Source organism: Zhongshania aliphaticivorans (assembly GCF_001586255.1).
Lineage (GTDB): Bacteria > Pseudomonadota > Gammaproteobacteria > Pseudomonadales > Spongiibacteraceae > Spongiibacter > Spongiibacter aliphaticivorans.
In genome coordinates, this window is record NZ_CP014544.1 from 630,454 (window position 1) to 646,563 (window position 16,110).

The window sequence follows — 16,110 nt, forward strand, 5'->3', positions numbered from 1 at the left end:
TTAGAACAAATGTCGTTGAATCATAGTTGGGGAATATGTCAAAAACCAAGAGACCTATTGATAAGGTCCGAGCATCAAGGGACGGACACGAATACCATGAAGCATGGGCTGCGCGACACGCCATGCGGATTTTGCTGCCGAACTCCGATTTGGTTGGAATAGCCATAGAGGGACTGGAGCCCGGAGACCAGAGGTCGGCATCAGAAGAAACTATAGAGATCGCTGATCTCGCTTTTTACTATGGCAGGCGAGCGAGTTTCAATGGTGCGAGAAAAGTCTGCATTGCACAGTTTAAATACTCAATTCGCGACAGATCCAATCCGTTTCGGGCTGCCGATGCAAAGAAGACCATAGAAAAGTTCGGAAAGGCCTTTCGTAGTCTAAGGGGTAAGTATGGGGCTCCACTCGTTCGGAAAAAGGTTGCGTTTGAACTTCATACCAACAGGCCTATATATAGTCCATTGGTCGAAGCGCTTGATGCGCTGGCGACAGGAACGGCAGTTTCAGGTGAAGTAAAAAAACAAGCAGATCAACTTAAATTGGCCTGTGGGCTTACTGGAACTGCATTGTCCGAATTTGCTGGAAAATGCAGTATCCAAAGTCTGAATGACACCTTGCGTGAATCTAAAGCCCAGCTTTCCAGCACCATTGTTGATTGGTTTGGCAATGGTAGTGATGCCATTGCACGGGCAAGTCTTGGTGACCTCAAGCAAATGATCCGCGATAAGGCCGGATTCGCAGGTACCGATAGAAACATTATCGAACATACGGACATCCTTGCTGCATTAGGGTTATCTGATAGCAGCGATCTCCTTCCGTGTCCCGAGGCCCTCGCTGATGTTGGTGATATCGTCGAGCGTGAACAGTTAGGCGAAGCTGTTTCCCTTGTTGCTAATCTCGACAAGCCACTTATGGTCCGCGCTGCTGGCGGTACCGGCAAAACAGTGTTCCTGGACAGCATTTGCAAATCACTTTCGAATGACCACGAAACGGTGTTCTTTGATTGTTTTGGAGGAGGGAACTACAGATCGCCTGGCGACGCACGCCACCATCCTCGCCGAGGTTTCATTCATATAGCCAATACCCTCGCTTGTCGCGGATTGTGTGATCCGATTATCCCAGGAAGCGACGACATTGATTCATTGATCAATACGTTTCGTCGAAGAATTGAGCAATCGGTCGCTACTCTCGCTTCAAGCAATAGCAAGAAAAGCCTCGTTCTTTTCATTGACGCTATAGATAATGCTGCAATTCACGCAAAGGACAAACGTGAGGATTCGTTTCCGGTACTGCTTGTCGAACATCTGAATGCAAACCCGGTACCCGGCTTTAAAGTTGTCTTGTCGTCGCGCACAGAGCGGATTCCCATATCCGACAATTCCTATGTAGATTTCGCTCTCCGTAATTTTAGTTTGGATGAAACCAAGTGCTATCTTCAGGCACGGATACCCGATGTCAGAGAATCGGAGATTCGTGTTGCACAGGCTCGATCTCAAGGAACTCCACGCATTCTCCAATATATGCTGGATACAGAGAGAGGGCTTCTGGATGAATCCGAAATCAATAAAAAGATTGTACTCAATGACCTGATTCAGGGACGTATCGACAGTGCGCTGGACGAAGCCAGACAGCGCGGCTCCAAAACGGAGGAGATTAACTCATTCTTGGCAGGTCTAGCTGTCCTACCTCCGCCGGTTCCCCTAAACGAATATGCTCAAGCACATGGTATGGCAATCAGTGCCATAGAGAGCTTTGCATCTGATTTGTCACCGTTATTGGAACGGACAAAGCATGGGTTGATTTTCAGGGACGAGCCGACAGAAGATCTGGTTCGGGAGAGATATGGTTGCCTTAAAACACCGCTTCGTTTTCTGGCGAAAAATCTCTTAAAAATGCAGGCTCAATCTGTCTATGCCGCCCGTTCGCTGCCAGATCTACTACTGTTACTAGGTGATGCTAGGAAACTGTTCACACTCGCGTTTGATCAGACATTCCCTAAAGAGGTAACCGGCTCGGTTGGCAAGCGTAATATCCGGCTCTCCCGTCTTAAGGCAGCGATTCGCCATGCGGCATTAGAAAAAAACTATGATCAGCTTGTAGAGCTTACCGTCGAGATGTCGACCGTTGCCGCTGTTGATCGCCGTGGCACCGATTATATATTGGATTTCCCCGATCTTGTCATTGCGGCTCAGGATACCGACGCAACCAGGCGGCTATTCGAAGCACGAACTGGTTGGCAGGGAACGCGGCATGCCCGGTTGGCAATCGCTAACACGCTTTCTGGTGACCATGATGAAGCGCTTCGACATATCCTGGCGACAGAAGACTGGGTGCGGCATTTCCATAAACAAGACAGAGATGATCGCCCCTATGGGGAGGGACCAAAGTCTATCGATAATGCATCTGTCACATTCTATTTGCTGGGCCAGAAGCGATTTGAAGATGCAGCGAATACGCTAGATCGGTGGTACGACTGGTATACCTATAAAATTTGCGAACACGTTTTCGGTTTTGTCTCTCACCCTCAGTCCAATATCGAATATTGCGATGTAAAAGGTTTTCTTAATGTACTTTCAAGCAAGGTCGGGGCTTTAACCGCCGCATTGGCGCATCTCGATTTAAAGCCACTTGAGCAAAAAGCACTTTTATCCAAGATATCCAAAGCGGCCAGCGATACAGATAAAATCGATGTGCCCGTTCACGGCTCGCGCGACACCGGAGAAATAATTAACGGCTTTCGCAAAGCAGCCTCGTTAGCCTTGGCTTTACAAGATCGGCGCTCTGCAAAAGCCATCGGTAAGTTGCTCCCTACAGATAGGGCTGGTCTTTGGTTATTTAGGGATCACTACTCAGAACAGTATGTATTCCCATTCATTTTCGGCGTAGCCTTGAACGCAGCTATCAAGGATATTGAAGTTCATGAAAAGGATCTGATGCCGAGTGAGCTTCGTGACGCCGCTTCCGGGATCAAAAATAGCTTGGCAGGTATAGACTTTCGCCAAGAGCTTGAAAAGCGGCTGGCCAAGCGAATACGTACTGGAACGCAAGATCAGGAAAAAGAGAAGAAGCCCGGATCGATTAGCTATGAGGATAATCAGCACGCAGAGCGCTTTCTAAATTATCGTTTTGAACCCCTGCTCGACTTGACGAGAAAACTGTCCATCGTCCTTCGTAAGCCGAAAGGAAGAGCGGACAAGGCATTCAAAGATCTTGTCAAGTCTTGGGTGGAGACCAGAAAGGAACGGGACTACTATCGCGCAGGCAGGTTAAGTCCTTTCTTCACGCTCCTGGGGTTGCAGCTGATACAATTTACTTTGTGGGCTAGGGATGATTTGAAAGCTGCCTCCGTAAAGACTTTCCTTAATCAACTGCACGACCTGGAAATTGTTTCTACATCCACATTGATAGAATTGGTCTCCATTTTCTCCAAGAGATCCCGGTTGCATGATTTTGCTGGTCAAGAAGCGATCCGGTGCGCTTCACTCATTGGGTCTGAAAACGAGATCGACTATAGAGCTTCACTTTATGCGAGACTCGGTCGGGCAATTCTACCAGCTAGTATGGAGGAATCTGCAGAGTACTTCCGTGCCGGTCTGGAGCAGATGGATGCCATTGGTTCAGGGGACTACCAGTATACTAACCATCTTTTTATTCTAGCTGCATCCGTCAAAGGTGCTGAGCTTAAAGAGGCTGATTTTCACACATTGTCGAATATCGCCGAACTTAACCTGACAGATGAACCTGAAAAATTTCCCTGGTATGCATTCGGACAAGGGATGTCGAGGGTCTCGGGCTGTAGAGGCCTTGCCAAACTCAGTCGATGGGACGATAGGGATAAGGTCACGCTTGATTGTACGTTAAGGCCCTATTTAACAGCACTCGTTGAGGATGACAAAGTCGCCCCCGAAGACGCGGTAGCACTTAACTGGCTTGCTGATCCAGCAGATTACTGGTCATGTAATACCGAGACTTTCGCGAAGGCCCTGGCCGGAAAAAATAGTGAGAATAAAAAACAATTAGTTACGGAGTTAGTTGAGCAATTCGAAGCGAACAATCCGGGCCTTTCTACTGAGTCAACTGTCAAGGCTCTCGCGGAGATTTCGAGAAGTGTCCTTGGAACTAGGTCCAAAATTGTTAGCCGCTTGAATTCTCTGTATCCACATTTTGGCCGGGTAATCAATACACGTAATGAACATGCTAACTATCGTTCCAGCGACGATTTAAAACTCAGGCGCGCCGCAGATAAGCGAGAAGCGAAGAGCCAAAGCGTACTTACTCGCGTTGCTAATTCTACACGACCGGGTGATTACGAATCGTTGAGTAGCGCGCTTGCAGCGCTAAGTGATAGCGAAAGTGCATACCGTGTAAAAGATGATTTTTTTGACAAGCTGCGTGTGAAAGTCGGATATGGAGAGCGGGCCGCTTATGTCCGAAATATTTCTGGAAGTGAACACCTCAATCTCTATTGGAAGCTCGATGAGCTTAAAAAGTGCAATGAATTGTGGTCGGTGTCGTCCGGTGCTCTCAAAAGTGTATATCGACAACTTGCGAATGCGTTGATATTTCAGCACCTTGACGACCTCATTAGCAACGACAGTCTATCAATCTATCACCTCGCAGATATTTCAGAACTTTCCGGGCTTCCCTTGGCCGAACTTGTGCTGGAGATAGTCAAGTTGTTCTCTGAACCCGAGTCGTCAGTCGGAGCGCCTGTTTGGCTTGATTTTGCGCACCTTATCTGCGAGCAAGCTGGCGAGGGGAAAGGGCAGGCTGCGCTTACAAGACTGCTCAGGAGCGACGCAGCAAAACTATCCGGGAGTGTGCTCGACGGTGAGTGGAAAAACGGGCTTTATCCAAAAAATAAACAGGCGCAAATCTTCGCGGGCCTAGTCTGGCGGCAATTGGGTTCGCCCCGCGCAAGTGACCGTTGGCGGGCTGCTCATTGTATTCGTTCCTTTGCGCGCTTCGGGAAATGGAGAGTTGTTGACGCACTTCTGGCGCAGCTAGAGAATCAGGATGCCGGTCCGTTCCATGCCCCAGAATTGAGGTTTTACTACCTTCATGCAAAGCTTTGGCTATTGATTGCGATAGCTCGGATTTCCAAGGATCATCCAGCGGAGGTTTCCAGGTATAAATCCAAGCTCGACCGGGTTCTAGACGATTCAGATGTAAGGCATGTCCTTATGCGGCATTTTGCGGCAAAGGCCTTAATCACGTGTATCGAAGCGAGAGAGATAACCGTTAGTACAAAGCGAGAGTCCGAACTCAGAAGTGTTGATCAGTCTCCCTATCCGCTGCTGGAAGAAAAGCTTAAGAAATATAACGGGGATTATCACGAGAACCGTCCAAAAGCGGCACCGAAACGCGCCTATGATTTTTCACTGGAATATGACTTCAATAAAGAAGACGTCCACTACCTAAGCAATGTTTTTGGGCAGCCACATTGGTTGGTTGTTGACCTGATCTCAGACATCGTCCACGACATGGATGATGATGCCAAAAGTATGTATGCGTCAGGTGGGCGTGATGGCGCACCACGTGCTAGACGTGGACTTAGCAGTGCCTATCATTCTTATGGTGAGCAGCTCGCCTGGCATGGAATGATGATTGCCGCTGGCCAATTGCAGAAAACCAAGCCAGCGACCCAGGATTGGTGGTGCGACGATCCATGGAATGATTGGCTTAGTCGGTATCTCTTAACGAGAGACGACGGGGTTTGGATCTCGGATATCCTCAACCGAGCTCCTCCGGAAGTGACTTCAATTCTAATGGAGAGAGGAAAAGACGGACTTGGACTAACAGGTGACAAAAGAAAAATTCTAGGACTAGCGGGACTTGATAACGGAATTGATAAATCCGTCGTCGTTGCTGGAAGTTGGTTTTCTGCCGATCACATTCGAGTTCAAATCAGCTCGGCTCTTGTTCGCCCGCGAGAAGCGAAAGCCGTTATCAAGAGTCTTCAATCGGACGATCCCATGTGTGTCTGGCTTCCCTCCTGCGCAGAAGACGATGATGGTAAAGGCTATATAAATAGTGAGAAGAGCAACTGCCTGCCATGGATCACGATGCCTGGACGTGAGCCGCGTCTCGATGGTGATGACCCAATCGCCAGTGCAGCCGTTTTGCACAAGCCTCGCATAGCGATAGGCATCGCCGATAGTTTGAATCTTAAAAGTCGTGGCCCGTTCGGCTGCAGTTGTACCGCCAGAGGCAGATTAAAAGCAGAATCAGAAGCCTGGGCTTATTCAAAATCGAGAGAAGGTGGATCTGGCGATGGTCATCGGCTGGTTGTAAATAAGGCGCTTCTTGAAAAGCTTCTTGTACGTAATAATTCTGATTTAATATTACTGATTAACTTACAAAAACATGAAAGCGGATACCGATATGAAAGTGGTAAATATTGGCATACTGTGGCCGTAGTTCGTATTAAGAAATCTTTAAAGATCGAATATTTTAAGGGCGTTATTAACCATATCTGGAGTTCAAACTATTAAGTTCGAATAAAGATATATTTTCAATATAAGCGAGTTATTTACTTCCTCCAGAGGAAATGCTCTATGTTTTCAGCATTTAAATATTCTCAAGAGCGCGCATAATTTGCTCTTCAGGAGGTTCTTCGTAAATCAAGGTTGTTGATGGATTGACGTGACCTGCGATCTTCTGTGCGATCTTCACTGATTTTTTCTGCTTATGAATGACATTAGTTATAAGGGATCGTCGGCCGCTGTGCGAACTGGCCTTTTCGACGCCAGCCCAGTCCCTCAGTATCACCGCCATATGTTCCTGTAGAGTGTTTGGGGAATACGGCCCACCTTTTTGAGTAATAAAAAGAGGGGAGGAAGGCATTAGAGTTCCGGTCTTTTCAAGTCGTAAGCGCAAATATTCTGTCAGCGCTGCGCGAAGTGCGGCGCTTACCATAGGGAGATCTCTAAATTTTCCGCGATGCTTCCTGACTGGTGGATAAAAATCCTCTGGTTTCACCTCAGCACCAGCTTTGGCTAGGGCTTCGACTTGGCGAACGACCTGGTTGAAACTCTCTACATTGAAACTGACTGTTCTCCGCTGGTACTGGCTTTGGGACCGCCCCATAGCATCAGCACCTTTGGTGTAGGCTGCTGGCAGGCTCATGACTTCCAATAATTTGAAATCCGTACCCGACGCATTCAGTTTCGCGACTTCTTTGACTTGGAGTAGCGCGATTTCTTGGGCCCGCAGCCCAAGCTTGAAACTGATCTGCATGATGGCTGTGTTCTTTTCAATGTGCCGGTGGTGCTGAATCACATCGAATACGTGGTCTTGTTGCTCGGCGGTGAGGACGCGCGCCTGGCCAGATTTAGGCATGAAAAACCTCGAAGAGGGCTGTAACAATAATCCGTAATAATCATATTTTAACGGATTTTTGACTGAAGTGCGCCTATTTAGACAAAGTGCGGAGCATATTGATGATTCCACATTCAGGCATGGCTCCGGTATTTTCCAACGAGCTGCCGGTGAAATTCGTTACCTTGAGCTCGCTACTAACAATATCGTCGCACCGTTTCAGGCATTTTAGGTGAGATCGATGCGCCCGATAAATTCATTGAGCCGATAATTTGATCGACTATAAAAGCGATACTCTGAATTTGATACGCGCTTAATCATATCGGCAATCATTTCTCTGACCCTTAAAGCTACCTATCTGTTGAAGGTTAAGAGGTCATATGTAGGCCATTCCCGATATAAGAAGGTTTTTCACAACACTTACAAGCAAGCGGTTACCTGTTTGCTAACTTTGCGTGTAATTTGCCGACTTTACTTGGAAAGTTTGCTTACTTTGCTTGGATGACCAGCAAATCACTTAGCACTTGTTTGGTAGCGCATCTGTTGATTATAAATACTGATTTATAGTCAGAAGATGGCTCATGACGATTAGGCCCCATTTTGTATGTCATGGGCACTGTTTGGTGGTCGCGCTATATTCATCTTGTATTTCATGCTGAGCAACATTTTTTGTCGTGGGAATGCAGTAAATACAAAGGTCGTAGATGTGGTCTGAATTCCTTGCTGGACCCAGTGGGAATCTCTTAATATACTGAATTATATACAAATAAAGTCGATGTTTGAGTGTGGAAATCCTCCCGCTATGGTGTAGTGACCGATTGAGACGTTTTCTAACTCCTTATTTCAAGGCTTATTGAACTGCCTTCGACGCTGGTTGGCAAACAGGATTCTAGTTCAGGAATGTTCATTAGAACTAAATGTGACTTAGTCCTAGGTTTTTCTTCGCGGGAGTTGAGTTAGGGCTTTCAGTTATGCGGGTAATTAAATCTAATAATTGCTATATAAAACAAACTATTAGGTTGTTTTTCGTGCCGTAATCAAGGCTTGTGTACGGTTATAGTAATGCGGGGATATCCTTCCCGAGCGAGGATAAATGCACTAATTGTGTAGGATTTTGCACGGGAGGTCAGTTCTCGTTGCTCTTTTATCGAGATACTACGCTCACTTACGGTTTTGCGATGGTTCGATTTTGATTGTCGTATTAGAAAATAATGAAGCATTTGCGAGGGATTTAAAATGGCGGTAGTTCTCGAGGCAGATTATCTGATAGTTGGTGCTGGCGGGATGGGGATGGCGTTTGCAGATGAGATACTTTCTCACAGTGAAGCTTCTATTATCATTATCGATAAGAATTTTAGTCCAGGCGGGCATTGGAACTATGCTTATCCATTTGTGCGACTTCATCAAACATCTACATGTTATGGCGTAAATTCTACGGAATTGGGTGGTGATCAGCGCGATGAGTTTGGTTTGAATAAGGGCTGCTATGAGCTAGCAAGTGGTCGTGAAGTTGTCGCCTACTTTGATAATGTGATGCGTCGCCGCTTTCTTGCGTCTGGTCGTGTCAAATATATACCAATGTGCGAATACGATAAGGAATCTGGTACAGCAAAGAATCTTGTTAGCGGCGAAATATACGAGTTTCGTACTAAAAAAATTGTTGATTCAACTTACTTGAATGTCACTGTGCCTTCGCAGCGGCCACCGACATTTGACTTGTCGGAAAGCGTAAAAGCAGTTGCAGTAAATGAGCTGCCGAGGGTCGCGCCGCATTATGATAATTTTGTTATTGTGGGGTCGGGGAAAACGGGAATGGACGCGGTATTATTCCTGCTAAGTAATGGTATTGATCCTGATCGGATTACATGGGTCATGCCTGCTGATGCATGGATGTTTGATCGATTCACGGTGGATCCTGGTCGGAAGTTTAGCGATCCAGTAACCCAGTATGCTATTGGTATATTGCAATGCGCACTTGAAGCCGAAAATTATCGTGATTTTTACGACCGCCTAGCTGGTCGCGAATTAATTATGCAGTTAGATTCCTCAGTTAAGCCTACTCGCTGGCGTTGTGCAACCTTCACGCCGCTGGAGCTAGAACAACTTCGCAGAGTGAAAAACATTATACGCATGGGTTATTTGGAGGCGGTAACTGCCACTGAAATGAAACTCACTAAAGGCTCGTGTGCTGTTCCCGCTAACGCGGTTTTTATTGATTGTGCCGCCGATGGATTACCTAAGGTTCCTGAGGTTAAGGTATTTGATGGCAATACAATTACGCTGCAAACCGTCCGTATGTGTCAGCAGGTTTACAGTGCTGGGTTCATCGGTAATGTGGAGTGCAATGTCGATGCTGACGAAGCTCGCAAGAATGAGCTGTGCCATCCAGTTCCGCTGCCATATCTGGAAATTGATTACTTACGCTGCGCGCTTCAAAATAGCAAAAATATGTCGGTTTGGTTAAGCGAGCCGGCGGTAGTAAAATGGATTAATGAGTCGCGTACGGATCTATTCAGTCCGCTTCTCGATTTTGATGATCCAGAGATAGCTGCAAATATTCAGGCTATGGGTGAATTGATTCAAAAAGCAATTCCAAAGATGGAATCGCTCTTAAGTGAGGGGCGGTCTAGCAACTAGTATTTCAGCTGTTCCACCCTGTTGTCTCTTTTATAGCGCCCCTTGTGGGCGTTTTTTATGCTTGGGAAAATAGTTGTGCCTAGATAATAAAAAATAGTTTGTTTAATATTTTTATCGATATAATTCGACGTTAGAAATTCGCGTTATTAATGCTCATGCCGTGGAAACTCTTTTACTGACCGCCATATCCCTAGTAATGTAAGTACGATCATAACGTGTATACCGATCATGGGGAGGTATCCCGAAATATAAATAATGTCATTTGCGATGCCAGACTTGAATGGTCCCCCACCAAAAGCTAAGCCTCTCGTACCAAATAAAGCATTAAAACAAGCCTGAATAGTGAATAGCCATGCCGCTGTGAGGGCTCCCCAGAAAAGCCATTTAAATTGCGTATCGCTAATGCTGATGAATCTTCCTGCAGCGCCGAGACCAATTAGCATCAAGCCTTGCGTTATCGCTTCCATGTGGGCCATTCGCCACGCCCGGCCATCATCTGGGATGCTCACTGGTATGTCGATAGGGAGGGGCCATAAAACGATGCGATCTAGTAAGGCAAAAAACCATACCCAGCCAATTAAGAGGCTTAAGGCAATTAAGCTGAATCCATTTAGGAATAATAGTGCGCGAGTTCGGTCGGTCATGATGTCTCCCGTCGAGGCTTACTTTAGATTTTTTGCATGTTTTTTACGCGAATTCTTTTTTCCTGGCGTGTGACTTGGTGGTTAATCGAATACCCTCGGGCTTACTTATGCGCTCGGGTCTGCAAGTAGCTAATGTATCAAGGCTGCGTTGCGCAAGGTTTTGATATTCAAGTGTGCCGTTGCATTTCCAGCTTAATTCTTCCGGATTTAAGTCCCGTCGAATCTTTGCGGGCGAACCAAAAATAAGCTTATTTGGCGGTGATACAAAAGAGTCCGGTACCAGGCTATTGGCGCCGATGATACAGTTTGCGCCGATGTATGAGTTGTCTAGCACGGTGCTATGTATTCCTACTAGACAATTTTCTTCTAGCGTGCAGCCGTGAATTACACTGCTGTGACCGATATGGCTGTTGCGTCCCAGTTTTGTTTGTTTGCCGGGAAAGCTGTGTACCACGCAGCAGTCCTGGATGTTTGAGCCTTCTTCTACATAAATTTGACCAAAGTCTCCTCTTAATACCGCATTAGGACCGATATAACATTTCCCTAAAATAACCACGTCGCCAATTATTACAGCTGTTGGGTGCACATACGAGTTTAGATCAAGGAAGGGAGTGACACCATCTATTGCATAAAAAGTCATATCGTAAAATCCCAAATGGAGAGGCAATATTAATGATACATATTTTATTAGGCGTGGTATATCAGTGTATTGCTACGCACCTCTTGTAAGTAAATTTTTCTGCTGTGGGTTTTGGTGACATTTCATCTCGTAGGTCCGAGTGCATAGAATTCCTTGAAGCCTCTCTCGGTGTTGCCGGAATTAGTTTGCACACTTAAGCAGGCCCTCTGCACCAACTGCGATGTTTGGCTCGACCTTTTGATGCATATTGCCCTATATCAGGAGGAAGAAGAATATGTCTAATTTAAAATCATTCACAAAATCTGGGCTAGAATCAATCGAAATGGCGAGCAAAGATGAGCTGCAATTGCTACAACTCTCGCGTCTTAAGAAAACGCTCGAGCATGCATATAATAATGTTCCCTTCTATAAAGAAAGTTTTGAAAAGGCTGGGGTTTGTCCTGATGACTTAAAGTCACTGTCTGATTTGTCAAAATTTCCATTTTTAGTGAAGCAAGATTTGCGAGACAACTACCCGTTTGGGCTTTTTGCTGTTCCGCGTGAAGAGGTAGTCCGAGTTCATGCATCAAGTGGTACAACGGGCAAGCCAACGGTTGTTGGCTATACCCAAAACGATATAGATACATGGGCTGATCTTGTCGCTCGTAGTATTTATGCCGCAGGCGGACGAGCTGGCGATATCATTCATATAGCCTATGGGTATGGATTGTTTACAGGAGGCCTGGGTGCTCATTATGGTGCGGAGCGTCTGGGGTGTACTGTTATACCTATGTCTGGTGGCCAAACCGAAAAGCAAGTGCAGCTTATCCAGGATTTCCGTCCTAAGATTATCATGGTAACGCCGTCATACATGTTGAATTTAATAGAAGAATTCGAGCGGCAGGGTATAGATCCGCGTGAAACAAGTTTGAAAATTGGTATTTTCGGTGCGGAACCGTGGACGAATGCCATGCGCAAAGAGATTGAGGAGCGAGCAGGAATAGACGCTGTTGACATCTACGGACTTTCTGAGGTGATGGGGCCTGGTGTGGCAAGTGAGTGCGTAGAATCAAAGGATGGTCCGGTGATCTGGGAGGACCACTTTTATCCAGAGATAATAGATCCCGTCACCGGTGAAGTTCTTCCTGATGGACAAGAGGGTGAGTTGGTCTTTACTTCGCTGACGAAAGAGGCGCTACCAGTAATTCGATACAGAACTCGCGATCTAACCCAGCTGCTGCCACCTACATCCCGTGGAATGCGTAGGATGGGAAAGATCACTGGTAGGTCGGATGACATGCTAATTATTCGCGGAGTAAATGTATTCCCTACTCAGATTGAAGAATTATTGCTAAAGCTGCCTGAGCTAGCGCCAATCTACTTGATCACTGTATCTAAGAGCGGGAATTTGGATTCAGTTGCTGTTGCTGTAGAGCTAGATAATAGCGCTCTCAATATTAGTTCTGATCGTAAGCTTGAAATTGTTAAGAAATTGCAGCATCTCGTTAAAATTCATGTGGGGATAACGATTCATGTCGAATTGCAATCGCCAGGCTCTATGGAGCGATCAGTAGGTAAAGCGAAGCGCGTGATTGATCTTCGTTAATATGAGTGTCTACATTTGTGGTGCAGTACGAACACCATTCAGTATGCCCGGCGGCTTCTTGTCTGCTTTCGACGTGGAGGCGTTGGCGGCACTGCCATTATTCGATCTGATAAATCGAAACAGGCTGGTGGACTGGGAGGCTGTTAGTCATATCACGCTGGGTTGCGAAAACAGTCGCGGGGAGGCCGAGAATAATATAGCTCGTACCGCAGCACTGCGAGCTGGATTTTCAAAGACGATTCGCGGCGAGGTGCAAAGTCGCAGGTCCAGATCCGGCTTGTTTGCCGTTGTAAGCGCAGCCAAATCTATCGCTTCGGGTGAGCTAAACCTCATTGTTACTGGTGGCGTCGAGAGCGTCGGGCAGCTGCATATACCTAAGTCGATTTTTCAGAGCGCGCGAGGTAATAACTTATTAGTACGTGCTAATAAGGTAGCCAATGAGCATAGCTCAAATGCATGGGTCTCTGGTGTTGCAAGGCTGGAATATTTGGCCAGTCACTTTTCCATTTCACGTGACGATCAGGATCAGTTTAGCTTTAGAAGCCAGGCGCGTTGGCATGCGGCAGCGGATAAGGGCTTTTTTGAGCGTGAAGCGATGGTGGTGAGGGTTGTCGACGGGCAAGGTAATAACCTGATTTTTCGAAATGACGAGGCGAGGTATGTGGCTGATGGGATTGCAGAATTTCGTAGCGTTAATGAAATTCATGGCGTCGACGGAACAATAACGCTTGGCAATAGCTCGCCAATAAGCGATGGCGCTTGTGCGATGCTGCTAGCGTCTGAATCGGCTGCTACTCGATACGGATTAGTTCCGCGAGTTAGAATTGTCGCTCATGCCTTTATTGAATCGCAATCGATAGATTATTTGCTTGGGTCATCCGCTGCCGTGCATAAGGTTTTGAAAATAGCCGGATTGAAACTGTCGCAAATAGATTTTATTGAGATAAGTGAGGCGTCGGCAGTCAATGCGATTGCAGTTTTACGTGAACTAAAAATCCCTGTAGATGCAGATTATGTTAACACAAATGGTGGCTCGCTAGCCGTTGGTGACCCCGCGGGCGCTACTGGCGCAAGGTTGGTAATCACGGCAATTAATCAACTGGAAAGCAGCGGTGGACGATTCGCGGTTTGCGCAATATGTGACGAACATGGGCAGGGCGTAGCTATTCTAATCGAAAGAATAGAATAAATATAATGAATAACTATTTTGGGAGTTCTCTATGATAAAAGTCAGTCTTATGTATCCGTATAGCCCGGATGGTAAATTTGATCATGAATATTACAAAAATAGGCATCTGCCACTTATACAGGAGAAGATGGGAAGAAGTTGTCTTAAATATACAATTGATCGTGGAGTATGTGGTGACGCTCCGAATACTAATCCACTTTATATAGCATGTTGCCACATTTATAGCGATTCTATCGAAAGCTTTTATGCCGGCTTTGGTCCGCGCCGTCGCGAAATTATTGCTGACGTAATTCATTACACTAATATTAGCCCTCAAATGCAGATCAGTGATGTGGTGTGAATAAATTATAAGAAAGTGCACGACGGGCGATGTGATGTGCACGTTCAGCTTAGTATGAAATACACGATTGCGGTGATATTAAAATCGCTTTTTCCCATGCAGATTATGGGGAGTTAATTGAGGGGAACGACCGATGACGACTCAAAACCTAATAAATTCAGAACCACTTGTGCTGAATCACTACATAAACGGACTGGAATTGGCCGCGTCTGATAATGGGCGGCAGTCGCTTATTAGTCCGGTAGATGAATATGAATTTGCTACGTTTGCTTTAGGAACGCAAGATGATTTAGACCTTGCTGTAAGTGCGGCTCGTCAACAGTTTGATGGTGGCGAGTGGAGTCAACTGAGCGGTGGCGAGCGTGGTCAGTTACTCAATAAGCTGGCTGATCTTGTCGAGCGAGACGCCGCCATAATCGCGAATATGGACGCGCGCTGTATAGGCAGGGTTGGAATCGAGCCGACGATATTAGATCTTCCAAATGCGATACAGACATTACGAACCTCCGGTGGTTGGGCAGATAAAATTGAAGGGCGTACCATTCCAACGCCCGGCTATATGGGTCGACCTACCCTGTCCTATACTTTGCAGCAGCCGGTGGGTGTGGTTGGCGCAATTGTGCCGTGGAATACGCCTTTTATGATCACCTGTTGGAAGCTTGGCCCTTTGCTTGCGGCAGGTTGTACCGTTGTTGTTAAGCCTTCGGAGGAAACACCGCTATCTGCCCTGCATTTGGCGAAGCTCTGTAAAGAAGCCGGCTTTCCTGACGGAGTGGTTAATGTCGTGACTGGTTCGGGCTTGGTGATTGGTCGGGGGCTCGCGGAGCATCCGGGTGTAGATAAGATTACGTTCACTGGCAGCCCAGCTGTAGGCCAAGATATACAGCGCGTAGCCGCTAAGCAATTTAAGCGAGTATCGCTAGAGCTCGGTGGTAAGAGTCCCCAGATTATTTTTAATGATGCAGATATTGATGCCGCCGTTGGTGGTTGCGCGATGGGGGTATTCTTTAACCAGGGGCAAATCTGCGCTGCAGGGTCTCGTGTGTTAGTACAGCAAGATATTGCTGAAGAATTCGCGGGGCGATTGGCCGAAGTCGCGAAAGGTATTGCCGTCGGAGATCCGGCATCCGGCGTTGTGCAAATGGGGCCGCTTGCTAAAAAAGGTCAGTTTGACAGAGTGAATAGTTATATTCGTTCGGGTGTTCAAGAGGGCGCGCAGCTCCTGGCGGGCGGCGAAAGCGAGTACCAGAAGGGGTGGTTTGTAAAGCCGACAGTATTTTCTCAGGCTACAAACAAAATGACGATTGCTCGGGAGGAAATATTTGGTCCAGTGGCAACAGTAATTCCCTTTGCTGACGAAGCTGAAGCGCTATCTATTGCAAATGACTCGCAGTACGGGCTTGCTGCTACTATTTGGACTCGCGACGTTATGCGGGCACACCGTTTAGCCCGAGGGCTAAAGGTGGGCGCCATCGGTGTAAATTGTTGGGCGCCAATTGATGCACGGCTGCCTTGGGGTGGCGTAAAATCGAGTGGCATTGGTCGCGAGTGCGGCTTGTCAGGTGTCTTGGCTTATACGGAAGAAAAAGTGGTTACTATCCTTACCGACTAATATTCTCCCAGTGCTCCTTTTGTAAGCCGATATGCAAGCCGATTTGGGCGAGCGTCAATACATGGGGTAGAAGCAGTGATCGCAGGTCTTGCCTAATGATGTTGGTAAGTATCTGCGAGGCTGCCTCAAGTGCCTGCCACATT

9 protein-coding genes are annotated in these 16,110 nt (G+C 46.8%); 6 read left to right on the forward strand and 3 right to left on the reverse strand.

Features of this window, described 5'->3' with window-relative positions; all coding sequences use genetic code 11:
* Positions 1 to 35 precede the first annotated feature (35 nt).
* Entirely contained in the window at positions 36 to 6,494 is a 6,459-nt protein-coding gene (locus tag AZF00_RS02755) for a hypothetical protein (RefSeq protein WP_008248130.1), read from the forward strand.
* 76 nt (positions 6,495 to 6,570) lie between these two features.
* Here the strand turns inward: AZF00_RS02755 and AZF00_RS02760 are convergent, their stop codons facing one another.
* Complete coding sequence (locus AZF00_RS02760; protein ID WP_008248128.1) at positions 6,571 to 7,341, reverse strand: tyrosine-type recombinase/integrase; 771 nt, start codon at positions 7,339 to 7,341, stop codon at positions 6,571 to 6,573.
* A gap of 1,215 nt (positions 7,342 to 8,556) precedes the next feature.
* On the opposite strand from AZF00_RS02760, the gene AZF00_RS02765 reads away from it, so the two are divergent.
* Positions 8,557 to 9,957, forward strand: a complete 1,401-nt coding sequence (locus AZF00_RS02765) for a hypothetical protein (protein WP_008248126.1) — start codon at positions 8,557 to 8,559, stop codon at positions 9,955 to 9,957.
* Positions 9,958 to 10,103: 146 nt separating this feature from the next.
* Here AZF00_RS02765 and AZF00_RS02770 read toward each other — a convergent pair whose 3' ends face one another.
* Positions 10,104 to 10,601, reverse strand: a complete 498-nt coding sequence (locus AZF00_RS02770) for a styrene oxide isomerase (RefSeq protein ID WP_008248120.1) — start codon at positions 10,599 to 10,601, stop codon at positions 10,104 to 10,106.
* A 43-nt stretch (positions 10,602 to 10,644) separates the two neighbouring features.
* Positions 10,645 to 11,241 carry a gamma carbonic anhydrase family protein gene (locus AZF00_RS02775; protein ID WP_008248118.1) on the reverse strand — a complete coding sequence of 199 codons (597 nt, stop codon included), beginning with the start codon at positions 11,239 to 11,241 and terminating at the stop codon, positions 10,645 to 10,647.
* Positions 11,242 to 11,515: 274 nt separating this feature from the next.
* Between AZF00_RS02775 and paaK the strand changes: the two genes are divergently transcribed.
* The 4 genes from paaK to AZF00_RS02795 all read left to right on the forward strand — a co-directional run bounded on the left by paaK (position 11,516) and on the right by AZF00_RS02795 (position 15,967).
* Positions 11,516 to 12,826 carry a phenylacetate--CoA ligase PaaK gene (gene paaK, locus AZF00_RS02780; RefSeq protein WP_008248116.1) on the forward strand — a complete coding sequence of 437 codons (1,311 nt, stop codon included), beginning with the start codon at positions 11,516 to 11,518 and terminating at the stop codon, positions 12,824 to 12,826.
* A gap of 1 nt (position 12,827) precedes the next feature.
* Positions 12,828 to 14,015, forward strand: coding sequence for a thiolase family protein (locus AZF00_RS02785; RefSeq protein ID WP_040802976.1), 1,188 nt, complete (start codon positions 12,828 to 12,830; stop codon positions 14,013 to 14,015).
* 31 nt (positions 14,016 to 14,046) lie between these two features.
* A complete protein-coding gene (locus AZF00_RS19055; protein ID WP_008248106.1) occupies positions 14,047 to 14,355 on the forward strand; it encodes an EthD family reductase in 309 nt (102 codons plus the stop codon).
* Positions 14,356 to 14,488: 133 nt separating this feature from the next.
* On the forward strand, positions 14,489 to 15,967 hold the full coding sequence (locus tag AZF00_RS02795; RefSeq protein ID WP_008248105.1) for an aldehyde dehydrogenase family protein: 1,479 nt from the start codon (positions 14,489 to 14,491) through the stop codon (positions 15,965 to 15,967).
* Positions 15,968 to 16,110 lie beyond the last annotated feature (143 nt).